This window comes from Mycolicibacterium tusciae, assembly GCF_002086795.1.
In the GTDB taxonomy this organism is placed as follows: Bacteria; Actinomycetota; Actinomycetes; order Mycobacteriales; family Mycobacteriaceae; genus Mycobacterium; species Mycobacterium tusciae.
The window spans coordinates 47516-69675 of record NZ_MVIM01000002.1 but is presented as its reverse complement, the minus strand read 5'-3'; the positions used below and the strand labels follow the sequence as shown (position 1 = coordinate 69675).

Here is a 22160-nt window from a genome sequence, read left to right as displayed (position 1 = left end):
GCAGTACTCATAGACTCCGGCGGGTGGACGCCGACTACATCGTTGTGGGAACAGGCTCAGCCGGATCGGTGGTGGCCAATCGTCTGAGTGCGGATCCGGCCGCTGCGGTCGTGGTACTCGAGGCCGGGCCGAAGGACAAAGACAAATTTGTTCACATCCCTGCGGGATTCGCCAAGCTGATGCGCACCCCGATGGACTGGGACTATCTCACGGAGCCTCAGAAAGAGCTCGACGGGCGTGAGATCTATTGGCCGCGAGGCAAAATGCTCGGCGGCTCCTCGTCGATGAACGCGATGATGTGGGTCCGCGGATTCGCCGCCGACTACGACGAGTGGGGTGCCGCCGCCGGCGAGCAGTGGAGCTACGCCCGTCTGGAACCGTATCTGCGCCGTATCGAAGGCGGCCCGCTGTCGATCGCTCGTCAACGAAGCCCCCGGTCGTCCACGGCCGCATGGCTCAAGGCCGTCCAGGAATGCGGCTACCGCATCGAAGAGCCCAATCAAGATGAGCCGCAGGGCTTCTGCGAAACCCGCGTCACACAGCGCCGCGGGGCGCGGTGGAGCACCGCGGACGCCTACCTGAAGCCTGCGGTCAAACGTCCGAACCTGACCGTGCTGACCGAAGCCACCGCCACCAAGGTGCTGTTCGACGGGCAACGCGCGGTCGGGGTCGAGTTCGAGAAAGACGGACGCAAGCAGGTGGCGCGGGCAAAACGCGAGGTGGTGCTGTGCGGAGGCGCGATCAACAGCCCGCAGTTGCTGATGCTCTCCGGGATCGGTGACCGCGACCAGCTCACCGAACACGGCATCGACGTGGTCGCCGAGTCACCGGACGTCGGCGCCAATCTGCTCGATCACCTGGTGGTGCCGCTGGGATTCGACGTGCCAGACGACAGCCTGTTCGCGGCGGAGAAGCCGCTGGAACTGCTCAACTACCTGATCCGCAGGCGCGGCATGCTCACATCCAACGTCGGTGAGGCGTACGGCTTCGTGAAGAGCCGCGCCGATCTCGAATTGCCCGATCTGGAGCTGATATTCGCGCCGGCACCGTACTTCGAGGAAGGCCTCGGCGACCCGTATCCGGGCCATGCGGTCGTGATGGGCCCGATCTTGTTGAAGCCGTACAGCAGCGGCACCGTCACCTTGCGGTCCTCGAATCCCAAAGACAAGCCGATCATCGATCCGCGGTACCTGACCGACCCGGCCGGCGCGGACCGCGACGCGCTGATGGCCGGCCTGCGGATGTGCGCGACCATCGCGAAGTCACCGGCGCTGAACGGCATAATCGGCAAGATCGCCCGACCGCTGAACGCCACGAACCTCGACGAGGAAACGTTGGACCGCGCGCTGAACTCGTTGTCGCACACGCTGTATCACCCCGTCGGCACCTGCCGCATGGGTGGCGACGACGCCAGCGTCGTCGACCCGCAGTTGCGGGTCCGTGGGGTCGAGGGCCTGCGGGTCGCGGACGCATCGGTGATGCCGACGATCATCCGCGGGCACACCCATGCGCCCAGCGTGCTGATCGGCGAGAAGGCCGCGGACCTCATCCGCTCCTGAGCACTAGGCGGGTGAGTCGGGCTGCGAACTCATGGCCCTGCGAGCCGCACTCGTCAGCACCTCGGGGCCGGTGCGTAGCGCCTTGCGCCACGGTGCGACACCGTCGATTTCGATCTCGATCGTGATGCTCAGCACCGTCCTGATGAGGACGATCATCCCCAGAACGGCGGCGTCGGTGAGCGAGGGCGTCGACGTCACGGTTTTGACGATGTCGGCCGCGACCAGCAGCTCGAGGCCGAGAAGAATTGCTCCACCCAGGGATTCCCGCAGCGTCTTGAACGCACGACCACCGTTTTTGGTGCGCCTCCAGGTGATCAGCGAAAGTCCGAACGCGAACGCGAACCCGATGATCATCGACAGCACGCCCAGCACTTCGAACGCCTGCGTCGCCCGCTCGAAGAACTCCTGTGTTCGCACGCTGCCTCGGCTCCCGTGGGGTGTTCGATTCGTCCCGCGACTCTATAGAACCTGGGCGCGCAACGGGCAGAATGTAGGGCGATGACCATGAACGCCAGACGCCGGCGCGCGCACGACAAACTTGCGGCGCTCCCCGGTGTTCGCGCCGTCCGGCGGCCGGTGCGCAGCGGCCAGGACGGCGCAGATGACGAGTTCGACCTCTACTACGTGCGCGCCGGGCGCAAGTCTGCTCATCCGCTGGTCGTCATCCCGGGTGGTCCCGGAGCGGCATCGGTCGCGCTGTACCGGGGCTTTCGCCGTCGCGCGGCCGCTGAGGGCCTGGACGTCATCATGGTCGAGCACCGCGGTGTCGGCCTGTCCCGCCACGACGATCGCGGCGCCGACCTCCCGCCGGAGGCGTTGACGATCGGCCAGGTCGTCGACGACGTGGCCGCCGTACTCGACGATGCGGGCGTCGACAAAGCGGTCGTTTACGGCACGTCTTACGGCACCTATCTCGCAGCGGGATTCGGCGTACGCCATCCGCAGCGGGTGCACGCCATGATTCTCGACTCACCTGTGCTGTCCGCCCAGGACATCGACGCGGTCCGCGAGGCGGCCCGCAGCCTGCTCTGGAACGGCGAGGACCCCGAGACCGCAGACCTGGCGCCCAAGGTGCGACGGTTGGTCGGCGACGACCAGTTGACGCCGGCAGCCACCCAGCTGGCAATCGCCGTCTACGGCCTGGCCGGACCCGCGCTGCTGCGGCGCCAACTCGATCTGCTGCTGACCGGCAAGCACTGGCTGTGGTCGGGCATGGCCCACGCCACCCGGCTGGTGCTGGAGCGCAAGGCGCCATACCGAAACGAGCCCGACCTCGTCAACCGCATCGCGTACCGCGAGCTGAACTATGGCGCGACGCCGGACGGCAAGCCGTTCGACCCCGCCGTGGCATATCGCGAAGCCGACACAGGCGCAACAGAATTCGATGCCGAGCCCTTCGATCTGGTCGCCCAGATGCCGAACTTCACCTGGCCCACGGTGGTGATCTCGGGAGGTCGTGACCTGATCACGCCGCCGACGGTGGCACAGCGGGTCGCGTCGCTGATCCCGAACGCGGTCCTGGTCAACCTGGCGACCGCGGGGCACAGCATCGTCGACCTGCGCGAAAGGGCGGCGCTGGGCATCGTCAAGGAGATCTACGACGGCACGTTCCAGACGCTCCCCGAACGCGAGGCCGCCCTTGATTCGAAACCCGCCGGGCTCGGCGTGCGCGCTTTGATCTGGGGTATCGAGGCGGCGGCAACCCTCGAATCGGCGGTGCCCGGGGCGATTCCCCGAACCGTGCGCAGAGCTACTTCATGAAGCCGATCGTCGCGTAGTTGGCGTCGGCGAGGCCGAACGCGCCGAAGTTCGCCAAATTGCTTCGCACCGCGACGTTTCCGGTCGACTGCGTCAGCGGAAGGCTGAACACCTCCTCGAACAGCAACTTGTCCAACTCGTTGGCGAGCGTGCGGGCTTTTGCGGGATCCAGTTCGCTCACCGTCTCCTCGATTTTGGCGTCGATCGCCGGGCTGCTGATGTTGCCGAAGTTACTCTCCGCGCCCGTGCGGTAGATCTGCGTCAGGCTCGACAGCGGGAAAGCGTCACCGCTCCATGAAAATTGGGCGATGTCGAAGTTGCCGACCGTGACGTAATCGGTGAAGAAGCCCGCCGCGGGCCGGATGTCGAGGTCGAGCTTGACGCCGATCTGGGCGAGGTTGTTCTGCGCGATCTGGGCATACTGCCTCGTTCCGAGCGAGTCGAAGAGAACATCGCGGATGATTAGCTGCTGACCGTCCTTTTCGCGGAACTGGCCGTTCATCCGCCAGCCCAACGCATCCAGTTCCTGCTTCGCCTTTTCGGGGTCGAAGGCGACGACGCCGCTGTTGTCCTGGTAGCCCTCCTGGCCGGCGACGTAGATGTGGTTGTTCAGCGGCACCGGGTTGTCGGCGAGCCCCCGCTGGACCACCGCGGCAATGGTGTTGCGATCGATGCCTCGGGCGACGGCGCGTCGCAGTGCTGGATCCGCCAGGATCCGGTCCGGGGATCCGTTGAACGTGAAGTGATACCAGCCCAGCCCGGGGGCGCGGCGGATGGCGACGCCGTTGGTGCGCCTGGCGATCTCCATCTCGTCGAGCGTGGCGAGGCCGGTGGCGTCGATCGTGTTGTTCTGCAGTGCCGGGATGCGCGCGGCGTCGTCCAGGATCAGGTACGTGATGCTGTCCAGCAGCGGAGCCTCACCCCACCATTTGGGGTTGCGCGTCAACGTGATCCGCTTGGCGCCACGGTCGAGATTGGAGATGAGGAAGGGCCCCGCCGACGGGCCCGGCCCGTTGAGCTGCGCTCGGTTGAACGCCTCCGGAGTGGCCGTCGAACTCTTCGGCAGCAGCATGGTGCTGCCCGCGAACATGCCCTTCCAGTCGGACCAGGGTTTGGAGAACGTGATGACGGCCTGTCGATCGTCGACACCGCGTTCCACCTTCTCCACGCGATCGCTGCCGTTGGTGGCCGCGATCGCGAAACCTTTGTCCTTGCCGCTGGTGGCGTTGATCTGGGATTGGAGGTCCTCCCAGGTGATCGGGGTCCCGTCGCTCCACACCGCTTTGGGGTTGATGGTGTACGTGACGACCTGAGGGTCGGTGCTCGTCAGCTCCACGCTGGTGAAGTAATCGGTGTTGACCGAGGCCGAGCCGTCGGCGCCGATCCGGAATGCCCGCGGCATCGTCGGGCGTTCGATCGAGGCGACGTCGCCGGTGTTGCCGTCGATATGAAGTGAGTTGAAGTTCGGCGGGAAGTCGTTGAGCGCCAGCCGAAGGTTGCCGCCCTGCTTCAGGTTCGCGACGTCCTGCGGGTTGACGTCGTTGGTGCTGCCGACTTCTGCGGATCCGCCCGCCGATGGCGCCTCCTGGTTGCTGTCGGAGCAGGCGGTCAGGGTCAGGGCAGCGATTACAGTTGCCATGCCCAGGGCCTGAGTGATGCGTCGGAGGCTCATGCGCACCGACTCTAGCGGCGATTCACCTCCGGTTGCGGAACCGCGGCAAGCAAGCGGCGGGTGTACTCGTGTTGCGGGCTGCTGAACACCTGGTCACCGTCGCCCTGCTCGACGATCGCGCCCTTGTGCATCACCGCCACCCGATGGGCCAGATGCTTGACCACGGAAAGGTCGTGGGAGACGAACAGGTAGGACAGCCCGAACTGCTGCTGCAGGTCCAACAGCAGGTTGATGATGCCCGCCTGGATCGAAACGTCGAGCGCCGAGACTGGCTCGTCGAGGGCGAGGATCTTGGGCTGCAGCGCCAGGGCACGCGCGATACCGATGCGCTGCTTCTGCCCACCGGAGAACTCAGCGGGATAGCGCGCGGCGTCCTCCCGCCGCAAGCCGACGATACCGAGCAGCTCGGCCACCCTGTCGTCGATGGTCTTCTTGTCGAAACCGTTGGCGCTCAACGGCTCTGCCAGTACTTCGAACACCGGCAGCCGTGGGTCCAGCGAGGCGACCGGGTCCTGGAACACCGCCTGCAGATCGCCGCGCAGGGCACGGCGGGACCGCGAGTCGAGAGTCGCGACGTCGGTGTCGAGGACCTCGATCGAACCCGACTGCGGCGCAGTCAATTCCAGGATCTGATGCAACGTGGTCGACTTGCCCGAACCGGACTCGCCGACGATGCCGAGCGTGCGGCCCTGCTCAAGCTCGAAACTAATGCCGTCGACCGCGCGCACCTCGCCGACCTGCCTGCGGAACACCACCCCCTTGGTCAGCTTGTACGTCTTGACGAGGTCCCGGACCCGCAGCACCACCGTGCGGTCGGCGTCCTCATCGGCGGCGTCGGGAGGTTCGGTGGACACGCCGTAGATCTGCGCCGCACTGCGTCCGGCCACCTCGCCGGTGCGGATGCACGCGGCCCGGTGGTCAGGTGCGATCTCGAGCAGTTCGGGTTCGTTGGCGCGGCAGTCGTCGATGGCGAGCGGGCAGCGCGGCTCGAACGGGCAGCCGGGCGGTAGCGCGGCCATGGCGGGCGGGGCGCCCGGTATCGGCACCAGCCGCGCTCCCCGAGCCGCGTCCAAGCGAGGCACCGATCCGAGAAGCCCTGCGGTGTAGGGCATTCGGCGGTCCTGGTACAGCGCGTCGACCGAAGCGATCTCGACGGGCCGTCCGGCGTACATCACCAGGGCACGGTCCGCGAACTCGGCAACCACCCCGAGGTCGTGGGTGATGATCAGGACACCGGCGCCGGTCACGTCGCGCGCGGTCTTGAGCACATCGAGGATCTGCGCCTGCACCGTGACGTCCAGTGCAGTCGTCGGCTCGTCACAGATCAGCAGATCGGGATCGTTGGCGATCGCGATGGCGATGACCACGCGTTGCCTCTCGCCGCCGGACAGTTCATGGGGGAACGCCCGCGCCCGCTGATCCGGCTGGGCGATGCCGACCAGATCGAGCAGTTCGACGGCGCGAGCCCGGGCCGCCCGCCTGGTGGTGTCGCGCTGGTGGATCTCGATCGCTTCGGCGATCTGATCGCCGACCGGGTAGACGGGCGTGAGCGCCGACATCGGGTCCTGGAACACCGTGCCGATGGTCTTGCCGCGAATCTGCGACATCTCTTGATCGGATCGCCCGATGAGCTCGTTGCCCTGCAACCGAACCGAACCCGACACCGCGGCGTATTCGGGCAGCAGGCCGACGACGGCCATCGCGCTGGCCGACTTGCCTGCACCCGATTCGCCGACGAGCGCGACGACCTCTCGGGGGTCGACGTGAAAGTTCATTCCCCGCACCGCATTGACGACGTCGGTGTCGGTGGGGAAGGCAACCGTCAGATCGCTCACCTCGAGCAGGCTCACGTGCGTGCCCTCCTCCGCCGCCGCAGCGCTTTACTACCGGGGTCGAGTGCGTCGCGCAGGCCGTCGCCGATGAGGTTGGCGCAGAAGATGATCAACACGAGCGCACCTGCGGGGAACAAAAACAGCCACGGGAAGGTCGTCGCCGACGGGGTGCCACTGGCGATGAGGGTTCCCAGCGACACGTCGGGCGGCTGGACACCGAAACCGAGGTAGCTCAGCGCTGTCTCGGCGAGGACCGCTATTCCGACGTTCAGCGCGGTGTCGATGATGATGATGGAGGCGACGTTCGGAATGATGTGACGCAGGATTATCCGTGTATTGCTGACGCCCATATACCTTGCGGCCACGATGAATTCGCGTTCACGCAGGCTCATCGTCATACCTCGCACGATGCGCGAACTGATCATCCAGCTGAAGACGGACAGCAGAACGATCATCCAGAGGATATCGCCCTTGGTGCGCTGTACGACGATGGTGACGAGCAGGAAGCTGGGTATCACCAGCATGAGGTCGACGATCCACATCAGGGTGCGATCGCGCCAGCCGCCGAAGTAGCCGGCGATCGTCCCGACCGTGGCCGCGATGACGGTGGAGATGAACGCGACACAGACACCGATGAGCATCGATTTCTGCATGCCACGCAGAGTTTGGGCCAGCAGGTCCTGGCCGAGTGCGTTGGTGCCGAACCAGTGATCGGTGCTCGGCGGCTGCTGCAGCGCGAAGTAATCCAGATCGCTGTAGCTGTAGGGCAGTAGCGGCGGTAGTGCGTAGCAGCCGACGAACAGAAGGACGAGTATCGCCATCGACACGACGGCGGGCTTGTTGCGCACAAACCGCCGCAGGACCAGAGTGCGCCTCGACGCGAAGGACGCGACAGCGGTCATGATACGCGCACCCTCGGATCGAGTGCGGCATAGATGATGTCCGACAGCAACCCGGCCAACAGGACCGTGACGCCCGCGAACACGACGATGGCCGAGATGATGTTGATGTCCTGTGTGTTGAGGCCTTGGATGAACCATTCACCCATGCCGTGCCATCCGAAGATTTTCTCGACGAAGACCGCGCCGGTGAACAACCCGGCGAAACTGTAGGCGAACATCGTCGCCATCGGGATCAGCGCCGTGCGCAGACCGTGCTTGAAAAGTGCTCTGCGACGGGTCAATCCCTTTGCCCGCGCGGTGCGGATGAAGTCCTGGCCGAGCACGTCGAGCATCGCATTGCGTTGGTAGCGGCTGTAGCCGGCCATCCCGCCCAGCGCAAGGGTCAGCGTCGGCAGCACGAGATGCTGGAGACGATCGACGAACTGGTTCCATGCACCACCGACCGCGTCCGGCGATGTCTCGCCGGTGAACTCGAATAGTTGAACGCCCACCGCCGAGTTGATGCCCAACGCCGACAGGATCAGCAGAGTGGCCATCACGAACGACGGAGTGCTGATCACCAACAATGACAGCGCGGTGATGACGCGGTCGCTCACGCGGTACTGACGGATCGCCCCCCACGCGCCGATGACCACGCCGGCGACGGTGCCTATCACCGAACCGAGGACCAGCAGTCGAAGACTGACACCGACACGGCGCCACAGCTCGTCGGTCACGGGCTGGCCGGCGATGGTGGTGCCGAAATCTCCGTGGAGGACGCCGGAGGCCCACAGGCCGAACTGAACCAGCAGCGGCCTGTCGAGATTCAGCTCGACCCGCTTCGCTTCGATGACCGCTTCAGGCGGTCGCGGGTTGCGACTCAGGAGGTTCTCGAGCGGATCGAACTGCCAGGCGGCCAGAAGGTAGGCCACGAACGATGCCAGCGCCAGCAGCACGAGGTAATTGAGCAGCCGACCCGCGAGAAAGCGCGTCATCCGTCCGGTCCGCATGTGCGCTGCATGCGCACAGGTTATGAGATTCGGGTGGCCGACCTTTGGACAACTCACACGTGGCGGTCAGCGGGTCTCCAGATTCGGCGCGTTCACTGGCGGTCACCTGCAGTTATTCGACGGTGGCCGCGAGGAAGGGGCGACCGGCAACGCCAGAGGGGCAATGTGAAATGGATGATCAGCACAAGAGCAAATCCCGCGCAGATCTGAGGCTGTGTGCAGCCATGATCGGCGGCAGCGCGGTCGTCGCGATGGCTGCGATCGGCCTGATGGTCGCTCAGGAGCACGCGGGGGACCCCGTGGCGAAATCGTCGTCGATGACCGTCGGCTCGACAAGTACGCAGACCACCCCGTCCAACGCTCCCGCCGTCGCGGTGGCCAAGCCCGTCATGAAGGGCCCCGCACCGCTGCCGTCCGAGGAGGAGGCCGCCAAGTAATTCGTTTCACCCCTCTCCACAGCGGTTACCCAAACAGTCGTAAGGGTCAAGGACGACCCTTCAGCGCACTGTTCGACGAGCCGCGACGAGGTGGCTCCCGAAGACCGAATGGAGTGGTCAAGGTGAAATCGACACAGCTGAAACTGGGTGCGGCAACGCTGGGAACGAGTGCGTTGCTGGCCATGGGGGCCATGGGCGTGGCGGCCGGTGTGAGTTCCGCGCAGGACGAGGTCGAAGTTCCGAGTCCGGAAATCACGCTCGGGGAGACGACGACGTCCACGACGGCGCCGCCCGAACCCGAGACATCGGTGGCGGTCCCCGAGGTCACGGCCGAGCCGGCACCGACGGCGTAAGCCACTAGTTGTGCGGAGCAGGTCCCGGTGGTCCGGCAGGACCGCCGGGACCTATCTGTATGTCCACTGATGTGGCGGTCGTCACCTGGCCGGTGCGGGTGCCCTGGATCGACACCTGATCGGAAACGGCGACCGTTCGATCGGTATGCGCCGCTGCCACGCCCACAGCGACGAGTGTCTCTCGCACGCCCCAGCATTGCGGGGTAAGCGGCGACGCACCCCAGCCGGGCTCGGTGGATTGATCGATCGTCATACGTACACGCTGCATGACCCACATGTGCATCGGCTGTGCACCTGATCAGTGGTCGGTGTGCAACGGAGCATTCACAGCGGGCACATAGACAATGCACAGGGGTAGCCCACGACTGCGGCCGATAATGGATGCGTGGCGAGTTCCAGCGGTTCGGCGGTCAACGACCAGGAGCCCGCGCGCGTCGTCATGCGCCGGGCCGACGGTAGGCCCATCCATGTTCTGGTCGTCGACGACGAACCGGTTCTCGCCGAGTTGGTGTCGATGGCGCTGAGGTATGAGGGCTGGGAGATCGCGACGGCTGGCGACGGTGCAACCGCCATTGCGCTGGCCCGCCAGACCCCGCCCGACGTGGTCGTGCTCGACGTCATGCTCCCGGACATGAGCGGGCTTGATGTCCTGCATCAGCTGCGCGAGCAGATTCCGGGGCTGCCATTGCTGCTGCTGACGGCGAAGGATTCGGTCGAGGATCGCATCGCCGGGCTGACCGCGGGCGGCGATGACTACGTGACGAAGCCGTTCAGTCTCGAAGAGGTGGTGCTGCGACTGCGCGCGCTGCTGCGGCGCACGGGGGTCACAAGCGAGGCGGGTGGTGCGAAGGTCGTCGTCGGTGATCTGGTGCTGGATGAGGACAGTCACGAGGTGACTCGCGCGGGTGAACTGATCACATTGACCGCCACCGAGTTCGAGCTGTTGCGGTTCATGATGCGCAACTCCAAACGCGTACTGAGCAAGGCGCAGATCTTGGACCGTGTCTGGAGCTATGACTTCGGCGGAAGGTCGAACATCGTCGAGCTGTATGTCTCGTATCTGCGCAAGAAAATCGACAGCGGGCGCGAACCGATGATCCATACGCTGCGCGGTGCCGGTTATGTCCTCAAACCCGCACGCTGAGCCACCGAACAGGAGCCGGCTGCTTTCACCGCGCACCTGGTCGCTTCGCACGCGGCTGCTCGTCTCCCAGATCCTGCTGTTGGCGTTGGTGTGTGCCGGGATTGGTGTCGGCACAATGATTGCGCTGCAACACTTTCTGACCAACCAGCTCGATGATCGGCTGGCTGAGACCGCCAGGCGCTCCGCGGGCCTGTTCGAGTTCGGTCCGCCCCCGCCGCCGCCGGGGTTTCCGCCGCCTCCCGGCTTTCCGCGACGGATTGTGATCCGTGACGACATGGGACCGGGACCGTCCTTCCTCAACGCACCGGGGCAGGCCGCGCGCACGGTCGGCGCGGTGATCTCGCGCGGCACTCCGTTGGACGCCGGCGTCATCACTGCCGACGGCACCCGCGACCGGATCAGCCCCGCCGCGGCAGAACAACTGGCGCACATCGAACCTCACGAGGCGCCGCATACTGTCGAACTGGACGGCCTCGGCCGTTACCGCGTGATCGCGATGCGCGCGCACCCGCCCGGCCAGACGATCGTCACCGGCCTGCCGACGTCGGAAGTGGATGACACCCTGCTCATCGTGGGGATCATCTTCAGTGTGGTGGGCGTCGTTGCGCTGTTCGGCGGGACGACGGTGGGATTTCTCATCATTCGCCGCCAACTCGCCCCGCTGTCAACGGTTTCCGCCGCCGCCCGCCAGGTCGCCGACCTGGAACTCGACCGCGGAGAGGTCCGCCTGCCCACCCCGATCGTCAAGGTCGACCCGGCGGCGGCGCACACCGAGATCGGGCAGCTCGGCTCGTCGCTGAACCGGATGCTCGACCGCATTGCGGGCGCGCTGTCCGCTCGGCATGCCAGCGAGACCCGGGTGCGTCAGTTCGTCGCCGACGCGAGTCACGAACTGCGCACGCCGCTCGCGGCGATCCGCGGGTATACCGAACTGGCGCAACGCAAGCGCGGTGACGTACCCGATGACGTGGCGCACGCGATGAGCCGGGTCGAGTCCGAGACCGAGCGCATGACGCGGCTCGTCGAGGACATGCTCTTGCTTGCCCGCCTGGACACCGGGCGACCGCTGCAGCAGGAGTCGGTGGATCTTTCGCGGCTGATCGTCGACACCGTCAGCGATGCTCACATTGCCGGTCCCGGCCATGAGTGGTCGCTGGATCTGCCCGACGAACCGGTCGTCGTCACCGGTGACGAAGCGCGACTGCATCAAGTCCTGGCCAATCTGCTCGCCAACGCGCGCACCCACACTCCGCCGGGCACGTCGGTCACGACGTCGCTGACCCGATCCGAGGCCGGCGACGTCGTCCTGACCGTGGGCGACGACGGACCGGGCATACCCGAGTGGCTGCAGCCCGAGATCTTCGAGCGATTCGCCCGCGGCGACACCTCGCGGTCGCGGCGCGGCGGAAGCACCGGCCTGGGGCTGGCGATCGTCGCGGCCGTGGTCAAGGCGCATCGCGGCGCCATCGATGTGCGCAGCGGGCCCGGCGCGACGGTCTTCACCGTGACCTTGCCCGGCCATTCACAGTTAAGCCACAGCGCGGACTGATTCGGGCCCTAGCCGGGCCGGACAGGATCGTCTCAGTGACGACGACCCTGGTTCTTCCGCGCGAGGGTGCGCTCGTAGCCCCGAATCGCCCCGGCGACAGGCTCTCTGGCCTGGTCTCGAGGCTGGGACTACCTATTCTGCTGACGTCGACGGCGGTGCTCTACCTGTGGAGACTGGGCGACAGCGGGTGGGCGAACGCTTTCTACGCCGCGGCGGCGCAGGCCGGCGCGCACAACTGGACGGCGATGCTGTTCGGGTCGAGCGACCCTGCCAACGCGATCACCGTGGACAAGACTCCTGCGGCGTTGTGGGTCATGGACGTCTCGGTTCGCCTGTTCGGGCTGAACTCGTGGAGTGTGCTCGTACCGCAGGCACTCGAAGGGGTCGCGGCCGTCTGGTTGCTCTACGCCACCGTTCGCCGCGTCGCGGGACCGGGCGCAGGACTGCTGGCGGGCGCGGTGTTGGCGGCGATGCCCGTCGCGGCCTTGATCTTTCGGTTCAACAACCCCGATGCGTTGCTGGTGCTCCTGTTGGTCGCAGCTGCCTACTGTGTGCAGCGCGCATGTGAGAAGGATTCCAGCCCTTGGTGGTTGGTGGCGGCGGGCGTCGCGGTGGGATTCGGCTTCCTGGCCAAAATGCTGCAGGCGTTCCTGGTATTGCCCGCGTTCGCGACCGCGTACGCGTTTGTCGGGCATCGCACTCTGTCGCGCCGCATCGTCGACCTGTTCATCGCGGGTTCGGCCGTCTTGGTGTCGGCAGGGTGGTACCTCGCGCTCGTCGAACTCTGGCCCGAGTCGTCGCGCCCCTACATCGGGGGTTCACAGCACAACAGCATCATCGAACTGACTCTGGGCTACAACGGTTTTGGTCGCTTGACCGGTAAGGAGACCGGCGGCCTCGGCAACCTCAATCACGACGTCGGGTGGGGCCGACTGTTCGGCGACGGAATGGGTCTGGACATCGCGTGGCTGCTGCCGGCCGCGCTGATCTGCCTGGTGGCCGGCCTGATTCTCACTCGTCGCGCGCCGCGCACCGACCCCGCACGGGCCGCGCTCATCCTGTGGGGCGGCTGGCTGGTCGTATCCGCATTGGTTTTCAGCTTCTCCAACGGCATCATCCACGCCTACTACACGGTCGCGCTCCCGCCCGCGGCCGGTGCCTGCATCGGAATCGGCGCAACACTGCTGTGGCAGAACAGATTCGACATTCGAGCTGCGACCGCCCTGTCCGGGACGGTGCTTGTCACCACCATCCTCGCGGCGGTGTTGCTGACCCGTCATTCGGAGTGGATGCCGTGGCTGCGGGTGAGTGTCTCGGTCGGGGGAGTTGGGGCCGCGGTGCTGCTGCTCGTATCCGGTCGATTGACACCGGTGGTGGCGCGATCGGTGGCGGCGCTGGTGGTCGTGTCGTGTCTCGCCGCGCCCGCGGGTTTCTCGATCGCGACGGCGGCGACGGCGCACAGCGGTGCGATACCGAGTGTGGGGCCGTCCCAACGGGTACCCGGCCCCGGCTTTGGCGGGGCGGGCGGCCTGCTGGATTCGCCGAAGCCGGCGACCGGGCTGGTGGCCACCCTCTCCCGCGGCGCGGACGACTACACCTGGGCCGCGGTGGTCGTCGGATCCAACAACGCCGCGGGCTACCAACTGGCCAGCGGAGCGCCGGTGATGGCGATCGGAGGTTTCAACGGCACCGACCCTGCACCGACTCTCGAGAAATTTCAGCAGCTCGTCGCCACGGGTGAGATCCACTACTTCATCCGCGATCGCATGATGATGCTGACCGGCAGGTTGGGATCGTCGAGCGGCGGCAGCCGCGCGGCCGCCGACATCGCGCAGTGGGTGGAGACGCACTACACCCCGCTCGTCGTCGACCGTGCGGTCATCTACGACCTCAGCGCGCCTCCGCCGAATACATAGCTGGCATACAGCTTGGCCCAACGGCCAGCACAATCTGCACCTCGACGATGGGTTCCATGACCGATACCGCCCTTGAACGTGGCACCTCTGCTCGGACCCGATTCGAATCCCGGCCGAACGCCACCGAGATAGCGCGCGAGGCGGGTGTGCCCGTGCTCGACGTAGTGGTGCCGGTGTACAACGAGCAGGTCGCTCTAGCCGACTCGGTGCATCGTCTGCACCGTCACCTCCGGGAGCACTTTCCGTTTTCGGCGCGCATCACCATCGCCGACAACGCGAGCACCGACGACACCGCACGAATCGCCGCGCAACTGGCCACCGAACTGAGCGACGTCCGGGTAGTGCGGCTGCCGGAGAAGGGTCGTGGCCGTGCCTTGCACGCCGCGTGGTCGACGTCGGACGCACCGGTGCTCGTCTACATGGACGTGGATCTGTCCACCGACCTCGCCGCACTCGCACCGCTGGTGGCGCCACTGGTCTCGGGACATTCCGACCTGGCGATCGGCACCCGACTGGGTCGCGGCTCGCGGGTGGTGCGAGGCGCCAAGCGCGAGGTCATCTCCCGCTGCTACAACCTGATCCTGAAATCGGCGCTCGCGGCGCGCTTTTCCGACGCGCAGTGCGGGTTCAAGGCGATTCGGGCCGACGTTGCACAACGCCTGTTGCCGCACGTGGCCGACACCGGATGGTTCTTCGACACCGAACTTCTGGTGCTGGCCGAACGCAGTGGTCTGCGAATCCACGAGGTCCCGGTGGACTGGGTCGACGATCCCGACAGTCGGGTGGACATCGTCGCGACCGCGGCTGCCGATCTCAAGGGCATCGGCCGTCTGCTGCGCAACTTCACCAACGGTTCGATACCGGTGAATAAGATTGCGGCACAGCTGGGTTCGTCACAGCGCTCGGCCGCGCCGGGCTCGCTGTTCCGGCAGGTCGTGCGATTCGGCACGATCGGGGCGGTGTCGTCGGCGGCGTACGCAGTGCTGTTCATGCTGATGCAGGGGTCGCTCGGCGCGCAGACGGCCAACCTGATCGCTCTGCTGCTGACCGCCATCGGAAACACCGCGGCGAACCGTCGCTTCACGTTCGGCATCGGCGGCAGGACGAACGTGGCACGTCAGCACGTCGAAGGTCTCATCGTGTTCGCGATCGCGCTGGCGATCACAAGCGGGTCGCTTGCCGTTCTGCACACGTTCGTCACCGACCCGCATCATCTGGTCGAGCTCGTCGTGCTGGTGATAGCCAACCTCGTAGCCACCGCGGCGCGCTTCGTCCTGCTTCGCGGCTGGGTGTTTCACCCCCGCCGGACCAACTGAATATTCCACCAGGACTTCTCAAATGACAAAGGAATCCATCGAATGACCATCACCGCTGACGTGCAGCCGCACACCACGCCGGCCGACAATGACCCTCGGGATGTCGCGCAACCGCGCTGGGTGCGTCCCGCGCTGTTCACCCTTCTAGCGGCGACGGCAGTGCTCTACCTGTGGGGCCTGGGGTCCTCGGGCTGGGCCAACGATTATTACGCCGCCGCCGCGCAGGCCGGAACCCAGGACTGGAAGGCCTGGCTGTTCGGCTCGCTGGACGCGGGCAATGCGATCACGGTCGACAAGCCGCCCGCGTCACTGTGGCTGATGGCGTTGTCCGGCAGGATCTTCGGGTTCAGCGCCTTCTCGATGCTGCTGCCACAGGCGTTGATGGGTGTCGGAGCCGTCGCCGTGCTGTATGCGGGCGTCCGACGTTGCAGTGGACCAGCGGCGGGCCTGATCGCGGGCACAGTGCTCGCGCTGACGCCAGTCGCGGCCCTGATGTTCCGGTTCAACAATCCCGATGCGCTGCTGGTGCTGCTGCTGGTGGTTGCCGGCTACTGCATGGTGCGGGCCATCGAGGCAGCGAGTAATCGCTGGATGGTGTTGACCGGATGCGTCATTGGCTTCGCATTCCTGACCAAGTTGCTGCAGGCGTTCCTGGTGGTGCCGGGCCTGGCGCTGGCGTTTCTCGTCGCGGCCCCCGTCGGCATGTGGAAACGCATCGGAAAGCTGCTCATTGCCGGCATCGCGATGCTGGTCTCGGCCGGCTGGTACCTCGTGCTCGTCGAGCTGTGGCCGGCCGACTCACGGCCCTACATCGGCGGCTCGTCAGACAACAGCCTGCTGCAGTTGACGTTGGGCTACAACGGACTCGACCGTGTCCTGGGCGGTGGTGCAGACGGGCCGCCCAGTGGAGCGCCCAATGGACCGCCCGCAGGTATGCACCACCTGTTCTTCGGCGGAGAACCCGGCATCGGCCGACTGTTCGGTCATTCGATGGGCACCCAGGCGTCGTGGCTGCTGCCCGCGGCACTGGTCGGCCTGCTCGCCGGGCTCTGGTTCACCCGCCGCACCGCTCGTACCGCGGGTGTGCGCGCCTCGCTGCTGCTGTGGGGCGGCTGGCTGATCGTCACCGCCGCGGTGTTCAGCTTCATGGACGGCATCATTCACCCCTACTACACCGTCGCGCTGGCGCCGGCGATCGCGGCGCTCGTCGGCATCGCCGTACGAGAACTATGGCGCGGCAAAGAGTTTCTCATTCCGCGCCTCGTGCTGGCAATCATGTTGGCGGGTACCGGCGGGTGGGCCTTCATTCTGTTGGACCGGACGCCAGAGTGGTTGCCGGCCCTGCGCTGGATCGTGGTGGTCGGCTCGATCATCATCGCCTCGATCCTGCTGTTCGGGGCACACCGACTCGGCCGGATGACGCCTGTTTTGATCGCCGGTGCCATGCTTTTCGGTCTGCTCGGACCGGCCGCGTTCTCCATTCAGACGGTGACGAACGCACACAGCAGTGGCCCGATGGCCATGGCGGGTCCTAGCCAGTTCACACAGATGGGGCCGCCGGGAGATGACGGGCCTGGCGGTCCGGGCCGTGGTGGCGTTGACAACCCAGTGCTCGAGAACCTGGTCAAGGGTGCGGGCAATCGTTGGGCAGCAGCGACTATCGGCTCGATGACGGCGAGCAGCCTCGAGTTGAAGACCGGGACGTCGATCATGGCGATCGGCGGATTCACCGGCTCGGACAACTCACCGACGCTCGAACAGTTTCAGGACTACGTCGCCGACCACGACGTGCGGTACTTCATCTCCGGCGGTCACGAGGGCCCAGCCCGGCGGGAATCTGGTGCTGCGAACGACATCGCGACCTGGGTGAAACAGAACTTCACACCGATTGATATCGGAGGCACGACGGTATACGACTTGGACGCGCGGTTCAGCAGCGCGACGCCGTCGCCCTAGTGCCCCCTCGAACAGACGGCCGCCCTGCGTACCCCCGGCAGGGCGGCCGTCGTCAATTCGATCGGGGTGATTCTCTTCGGCTCCTACCCCTGCGAGCGGGGATACAGTGCAACGATGTCCGTGACCGACGAATATCTGAAGAACAACGAGGCATACGCGAGTTCCTTCACCGGCCCGCTGCCGCTGCCGCCGAGCAAGCACGTCGCCGTGGTGGCGTGCATGGACGCTCGGCTCGACGTCTACCGGGTCCTCGGCCTCGGCGACGGCGAGGCGCATGTCATCCGCAACGCCGGCGGCGTGATCACCGACGACGAGATCCGATCGTTGGCCATCAGCCAACGCCTCCTCGGCACCAGAGAGATCATCCTGATCCACCACACCGACTGCGGCATGCTGACATTCACCGACGACGGTTTCAAACAGCAGATCCAGGACGACACCGGCATCAAGCCCGAGTGGGCGGCGGAGGCGTTCGTCGATGTCGACGAGGATGTGCGGCAGTCGCTGCGCCGCATCGAGGCCAGTCCGTTCGTCACCAAACACGAGTCCCTGCGCGGCTTCGTCTTCGATGTGGCTACGGGCCGCCTGAACGAGGTGACGTTGTAGACCTTTCGCCGAGTGCACGGTTGTTGACGGGTCTCCTCGCGTTTCGCGTACAACAAGCGTGCGCTCGCTGTCGCCTACCCGACCTTGTAGGTCGCGATCGCCTTCGCGACCGCTTCACCGTCCGGCGTCACGACGTCGACGTCGCAATTGACCAACGTCTTGCCCCGCCGCAGCACCCGGCCGATCGCGATCAGGTCGGTCGCCCGGGCCGGCGCGAGGAACTGTACGGACATCGACGTGGTCACCCCCCGCAGCGACTCGGGTACCTCCGCACCCGCCCACGCGGCAGCCATCACCGCGACGTCGGCCAGGGCGGCGACGGCGCCGCCGTGGACCATGTCGCCGAGCGTGACGTTGGATTCGTCCCACGGAAGTCGTAATCGCACCTCGTCGCCGTCGAGGACCTCGGCGACGATGCCGAGTTTGGCGACGAACGGGGACGCGGGGATGAATTGGGCCATGACGTCGGCGCCGGTCTGCGCGCCAGCTGTAAGTGACATGCATCCAGTATCTGCACCGGATCAATTACCTGGGGGGTAGTCGGCCGAGTCGCGTCGGCATGAGCCGATTCGCCAACACCGATCGTTGACATGGCAGGCCAACCCTGGTTTCATATCGGGTTATGCAGATAAAGCTGGTCATTTCTACCAACTTTACGAGGAAATCATGACCGAGACCGCCGAGCAACTCGACGCTCCCCGATACGAGCTGAGCCACCTGCGCTCGCTCGAGGCCGAAGCCATCCACATCATCCGGGAGGTGGCCGCGGAGTTCGAGAAGCCGGTGCTGCTGTTCTCCGGCGGCAAGGACTCCATCGTCATGCTGCATCTGGCGCTGAAGGCCTTCCGGCCCGGCCGGCTGCCGTTCCCCGTGATGCACGTCGACACCGGGCACAACTTCGATGAGGTGTTGCAGGCTCGCGACGAACTCGTCGCCGACTCAGGTGTGCGACTGGTAGTGGCCAAGGTGCAGGACGACATCGACGCGGGCCGCGTCGTGGAGACCATCCCGTCGCGCAACCCGATGCAGACCTTCACGCTGCTGCGCGCCATCCGCGAGAACAAGTTCGACGCCGCGTTCGGCGGTGCGCGCCGCGATGAGGAGAAGGCCCGCGCCAAGGAGCGGGTGTTCTCCTTCCGCGACGAGTTCGGCCAGTGGGACCCCAAGGCGCAGCGGCCCGAGTTGTGGAACCTGTACAACGGTCGCCATCACAAGGGTGAGCACATCCGCGTGTTCCCGCTGTCCAACTGGACCGAGTTCGACATCTGGTCCTACATCGGCGCCGAGAAGATCAAGCTGCCGTCCATCTATTACGCGCACAAGCGGCAGGTCTTCGAACGGGACGGCATGCTGCTGGCCGTCCACAAGTACCTGCAGCCGCGCAAGGATGAGGAGATCGTCGAGAAAACCGTGCGCTTCCGCACGGTCGGCGACGTCACCTGCACCGGCTGCGTGGAATCCCTCGCGGGAACGGTGTCCGAGGTGATCGCCGAAACCGCCGTCTCACGATTGACCGAACGCGGCGCCACCCGCGCCGACGACCGCATCTCCGAAGCAGGCATGGAAGACCGCAAACGAGAGGGCTACTTCTGATGGCGACGTTACTGCGCATCGCGACCGCCGGTTCCGTCGACGACGGGAAGTCGACCCTCATCGGCCGGTTGCTCTACGACTCCAAGGCCGTCATGGAGGATCAGCTCGCCGCCGTCGAGCGCACCTCCAAAGAACGCGGACATGACTACACCGACCTGGCTTTGGTGACCGACGGCCTGCGCGCCGAGCGCGAGCAAGGCATCACGATCGACGTTGCGTACCGCTACTTCGCCACGTCCAAACGCAAGTTCATCATCGCCGACACGCCGGGCCACATCCAGTACACGCGGAACATGGTGACCGGAACCTCGACGGCCCAGCTGGCGATCGTGCTCGTCGACGCCCGGCACGGCCTGCTCGAGCAGTCGCGTCGGCACGCCTTCCTGGCCTCACTGCTCGGCATCCGGCACATCGTGCTGGCGGTCAACAAGATGGACCTTGTCGACTGGGATGAGGAGCGTTTCAACAAGATTCGCGAAGACTTCCACGAGTTCGCGGCGCGCCTCGACATCCACGATGTGACGACCATTCCGTTGTCGGCGCTCAACGGCGACAATGTCGTCACCAAGTCCGATGTCACCCCGTGGTACGACGGGCCCGCCCTGCTGTCGCACCTCGAAGAGGTGTACATCGCCGGCGATCGCAATCTGGTCGATGTGCGTTTTCCGGTGCAGTATGTGATTCGGCCGCAGACCCACGAGCACGCCGACCACCGCAGCTATGCGGGCACGGTGGCCAGTGGCGTCATGCGTCCGGGCGACGAGGTCGTCGTGCTGCCCACCGGTAAGACGAGTCGTATCACCAAGATCGAAGGGCCAGGGGGACCGGTCCAGGAGGCGTTCCCCCCGATGGCCGTTTCGATCAGCCTGGCCGACGACATCGACATCTCGCGCGGCGACCTGATCGCCCGGCCGAACAATCAGCCGAGAGTGGCAAAGGAATTCGACGCCACGGTGTGTTGGATGGCCGACGAGGCTTCGCTGGAACCCGGCCGCGACTACATCGTGAAGCACACGACCCGCACCACGCGGGCCAAGGTAACGGCCCTGGACTACCGCCTCGACGTCAACACACTGCATCGGGACAAGTCGGCCACGGCGCTCAAACTCAATGAGCTCGGCCGCATTTCGTTGCGCACCCAGGTGCCGCTGCTGCTCGACGAGTACAGCCGCAATGCTGCCACCGGTTCGTTCATCCTGATCGACCCGAACACCAACGGCACCGTCGCGGCCGGCATGATCCTGCCGCAAATCACGACCCGCGCGTCGAGCCCGAACACTGTGCGTCACGAGTCGCTGTGCAAAGCAGAAGACCGGCTGTCCAAGGGCAGGACCGTGTGGTTCACCGGGCTGTCCGGCTCCGGAAAGTCCTCGGTCGCGATGCTCGTCGAGCAGAAGTTGCTCGAAAAGGGCTGCCCGGCTTATGTTCTCGACGGCGATAATCTGCGCCACGGACTCAACGCCGACCTCGGGTTCTCGATGGCGGACCGTGCGGAGAATCAGCGTCGGCTGGCCCATATCGCGGCCATCCTCGCCGACTCCGGGCAGGTTGTGCTCGTGCCCGCCATCAGCCCGCTCGAAGAGCATCGGGCGCTGGCGCGGCGGCTCACCAATGAGGCCGGTCTCGACTTCTTCGAGGTCTTCTGCGACACCCCGCTGGAAGACTGCGAGCGCCGTGATCCAAAGGGGCTGTACGCAAAGGCGCGCTCGGGTGAGATCACCCACTTCACCGGGATCGACAGCCCGTATCAACGGCCCAAGAATCCCGACCTGCGGCTCACCCCGGAACTCACGCCCGATGAGCTGGCCGACAGGGTGGTCGAACTGCTGGAGAGCAAGCAGTGAGTGATCACGACGTCGCCGCGCGCCTGGCGACGGAGGCGGGCAACCTGCTGCTCGAGGTTCGCGACGAGCTGGCCGAGGCCACTCAGGACGAGCGAAAGGCGGCGGGGGACAAGCGGTCCCACGACTTCCTGATGGCAGCGCTGGCCGCCGAGCGGCCGAACGACGCGGTGTTGTCGGAAGAGGGTGCCGACGACCCGGTTCGCCTGTCCGCCGACCGCGTGTGGATTGTCGATCCGCTCGACGGCACCCGCGAGTTCTCGGAGTCGGGGCGTGACGACTGGGCGGTGCACGTCGCTCTGTGGCAGGCGGGTGAACTGGTCGCAGGTGCGGTTGCCCTTCCGGCGCAGGGCATCACGCTCGCCACCCCGAATGTCAGCGCACCACCGGCTGCTCCAGGGCAACCGCGAGTGGTGGTCTCGCGCACCCGGCCGCCCGCGGTGGCGCTGGCCGTGCGTGACGCGCTGGGCGGCGTCCTGGTCGAAATGGGCTCGGCGGGCGCCAAGGTGGCCTCGGTGGTGCAAGGTCTGTCCGACGTGTACGTCCATGCCGGCGGACAGTACGAATGGGATTCGGCGGCCCCGGTCGCGGTGGCCCGCGCAGCGGGCCTGCACACCTCACGCATCGACGGCTCACCCCTCACCTACAACAGGCGCGACCCACGATTACCCGACGTGGTGGTGTGCCGACCCGAGCTCGCAGCGGCGGTGCTCGCGGTCACACGTGATTGACTGGGC

At 66.0% G+C, this 22160-nt stretch carries 20 protein-coding genes; 13 read left to right on the top strand and 7 right to left on the bottom strand.

The annotated features are described in order from the left end of the window. Positions 1 to 23 precede the first annotated feature (23 nt). Complete coding sequence (locus BST47_RS03445) at positions 24 to 1559, top strand: GMC family oxidoreductase (protein WP_083123827.1); 1536 nt, start codon at positions 24 to 26, stop codon at positions 1557 to 1559. 3 nt (positions 1560 to 1562) lie between these two features. Here BST47_RS03445 and BST47_RS03440 read toward each other — a convergent pair whose 3' ends face one another. Then, entirely contained in the window at positions 1563 to 1976 is a 414-nt protein-coding gene (locus BST47_RS03440; RefSeq protein ID WP_083123826.1) for a DUF1622 domain-containing protein, read from the bottom strand. Between the two features lie 81 nt (positions 1977 to 2057). On the opposite strand from BST47_RS03440, the gene BST47_RS03435 reads away from it, so the two are divergent. After that, the gene (locus BST47_RS03435; protein WP_083123825.1) at positions 2058 to 3320 is read left to right on the top strand and encodes an alpha/beta fold hydrolase; all 1263 of its coding nucleotides are present in this window, start codon (positions 2058 to 2060) and stop codon (positions 3318 to 3320) included. Here the strand turns inward: BST47_RS03435 and BST47_RS03430 are convergent. Genes BST47_RS03430 through BST47_RS03415 form a run of 4 tightly spaced genes read right to left on the bottom strand, consistent with a single transcriptional unit; the run spans position 3310 to position 8697 of the window. Then, on the bottom strand, positions 3310 to 4989 hold the full coding sequence (locus BST47_RS03430; protein WP_083123824.1) for an oligopeptide ABC transporter substrate-binding protein OppA: 1680 nt from the start codon (positions 4987 to 4989) through the stop codon (positions 3310 to 3312). The two genes, BST47_RS03435 and BST47_RS03430, sit on opposite strands and share 11 nt — an antisense overlap. Before the next feature lie 11 nt (positions 4990 to 5000). Next, complete coding sequence (locus BST47_RS03425) at positions 5001 to 6839, bottom strand: oligopeptide ABC transporter ATP-binding protein OppD (protein ID WP_083123823.1); 1839 nt, start codon at positions 6837 to 6839, stop codon at positions 5001 to 5003. Beyond that, positions 6836 to 7723 (bottom strand): oligopeptide ABC transporter permease OppC, encoded by an 888-nt coding sequence (locus BST47_RS03420; RefSeq protein WP_083123822.1) that lies wholly within the window; start codon positions 7721 to 7723, stop codon positions 6836 to 6838. The genes BST47_RS03425 and BST47_RS03420 overlap by 4 nt, the downstream gene beginning before the upstream one ends. Beyond that, positions 7720 to 8697 (bottom strand): oligopeptide ABC transporter permease OppB, encoded by a 978-nt coding sequence (locus tag BST47_RS03415; RefSeq protein ID WP_083123821.1) that lies wholly within the window; start codon positions 8695 to 8697, stop codon positions 7720 to 7722. Before BST47_RS03415 ends, BST47_RS03420 begins: the two co-directional genes overlap by 4 nt. 185 nt (positions 8698 to 8882) lie before the next feature. Between BST47_RS03415 and BST47_RS03410 the strand changes: the two genes are divergently transcribed. Together BST47_RS03410 and BST47_RS03405 are read left to right on the top strand one after the other, a co-directional pair. Then, the gene (locus tag BST47_RS03410) at positions 8883 to 9149 is read left to right on the top strand and encodes a hypothetical protein (protein WP_083123820.1); all 267 of its coding nucleotides are present in this window, start codon (positions 8883 to 8885) and stop codon (positions 9147 to 9149) included. A gap of 122 nt (positions 9150 to 9271) precedes the next feature. Beyond that, complete coding sequence (locus BST47_RS03405; protein ID WP_083124250.1) at positions 9272 to 9502, top strand: hypothetical protein; 231 nt, start codon at positions 9272 to 9274, stop codon at positions 9500 to 9502. 4 nt (positions 9503 to 9506) lie between these two features. Here BST47_RS03405 and BST47_RS03400 read toward each other — a convergent pair whose 3' ends face one another. Then, positions 9507 to 9755 (bottom strand): hypothetical protein, encoded by a 249-nt coding sequence (locus tag BST47_RS03400; RefSeq protein ID WP_133056198.1) that lies wholly within the window; start codon positions 9753 to 9755, stop codon positions 9507 to 9509. A gap of 186 nt (positions 9756 to 9941) precedes the next feature. Between BST47_RS03400 and BST47_RS03395 the strand changes: the two genes are divergently transcribed. The 6 genes from BST47_RS03395 (at position 9942) to BST47_RS03370 (ending at position 17989) form a co-directional block, all read left to right on the top strand. Next, complete coding sequence (locus BST47_RS03395; RefSeq protein ID WP_083124249.1) at positions 9942 to 10646, top strand: response regulator transcription factor; 705 nt, start codon at positions 9942 to 9944, stop codon at positions 10644 to 10646. Then, positions 10624 to 12195, top strand: coding sequence for a sensor histidine kinase (locus BST47_RS03390; protein ID WP_083123818.1), 1572 nt, complete (start codon positions 10624 to 10626; stop codon positions 12193 to 12195). The genes BST47_RS03395 and BST47_RS03390 overlap by 23 nt, the downstream gene beginning before the upstream one ends. A gap of 35 nt (positions 12196 to 12230) precedes the next feature. Further along, complete coding sequence (locus BST47_RS03385) at positions 12231 to 14111, top strand: glycosyltransferase family 39 protein (RefSeq protein ID WP_083123817.1); 1881 nt, start codon at positions 12231 to 12233, stop codon at positions 14109 to 14111. Between the two features lie 56 nt (positions 14112 to 14167). Further along, a complete protein-coding gene (locus tag BST47_RS03380; RefSeq protein ID WP_107528860.1) occupies positions 14168 to 15427 on the top strand; it encodes a bifunctional glycosyltransferase family 2/GtrA family protein in 1260 nt (419 codons plus the stop codon). 42 nt (positions 15428 to 15469) lie between these two features. Further along, positions 15470 to 17383 carry an ArnT family glycosyltransferase gene (locus tag BST47_RS03375; RefSeq protein ID WP_083123815.1) on the top strand — a complete coding sequence of 638 codons (1914 nt, stop codon included), beginning with the start codon at positions 15470 to 15472 and terminating at the stop codon, positions 17381 to 17383. 114 nt (positions 17384 to 17497) lie between these two features. Further along, the gene (locus BST47_RS03370; protein ID WP_083123814.1) at positions 17498 to 17989 is read left to right on the top strand and encodes a beta-class carbonic anhydrase; all 492 of its coding nucleotides are present in this window, start codon (positions 17498 to 17500) and stop codon (positions 17987 to 17989) included. Between the two features lie 74 nt (positions 17990 to 18063). On the opposite strand, the gene BST47_RS03365 is transcribed toward BST47_RS03370, so the two are convergent. After that, entirely contained in the window at positions 18064 to 18489 is a 426-nt protein-coding gene (locus BST47_RS03365; RefSeq protein WP_083123813.1) for a PaaI family thioesterase, read from the bottom strand. Positions 18490 to 18655: 166 nt separating this feature from the next. On the opposite strand from BST47_RS03365, the gene cysD reads away from it, so the two are divergent. From cysD to BST47_RS03350, 3 genes are read left to right on the top strand one after another with little or no spacing between them, the layout of a single operon-like run. After that, positions 18656 to 19582: a sulfate adenylyltransferase subunit CysD gene (gene cysD, locus BST47_RS03360; protein ID WP_083123812.1), complete on the top strand. Its 927-nt coding sequence runs from the start codon at positions 18656 to 18658 to the stop codon at positions 19580 to 19582. Continuing rightward, the gene (gene cysN, locus BST47_RS03355) at positions 19582 to 21426 is read left to right on the top strand and encodes a sulfate adenylyltransferase subunit CysN (RefSeq protein ID WP_083123811.1); all 1845 of its coding nucleotides are present in this window, start codon (positions 19582 to 19584) and stop codon (positions 21424 to 21426) included. The genes cysD and cysN overlap by 1 nt, the downstream gene beginning before the upstream one ends. After that, positions 21423 to 22154 (top strand): 3'(2'),5'-bisphosphate nucleotidase CysQ, encoded by a 732-nt coding sequence (locus tag BST47_RS03350; protein ID WP_083123810.1) that lies wholly within the window; start codon positions 21423 to 21425, stop codon positions 22152 to 22154. The genes cysN and BST47_RS03350 overlap by 4 nt, the downstream gene beginning before the upstream one ends. The last annotated feature ends 6 nt before the right edge of the window (positions 22155 to 22160 follow it).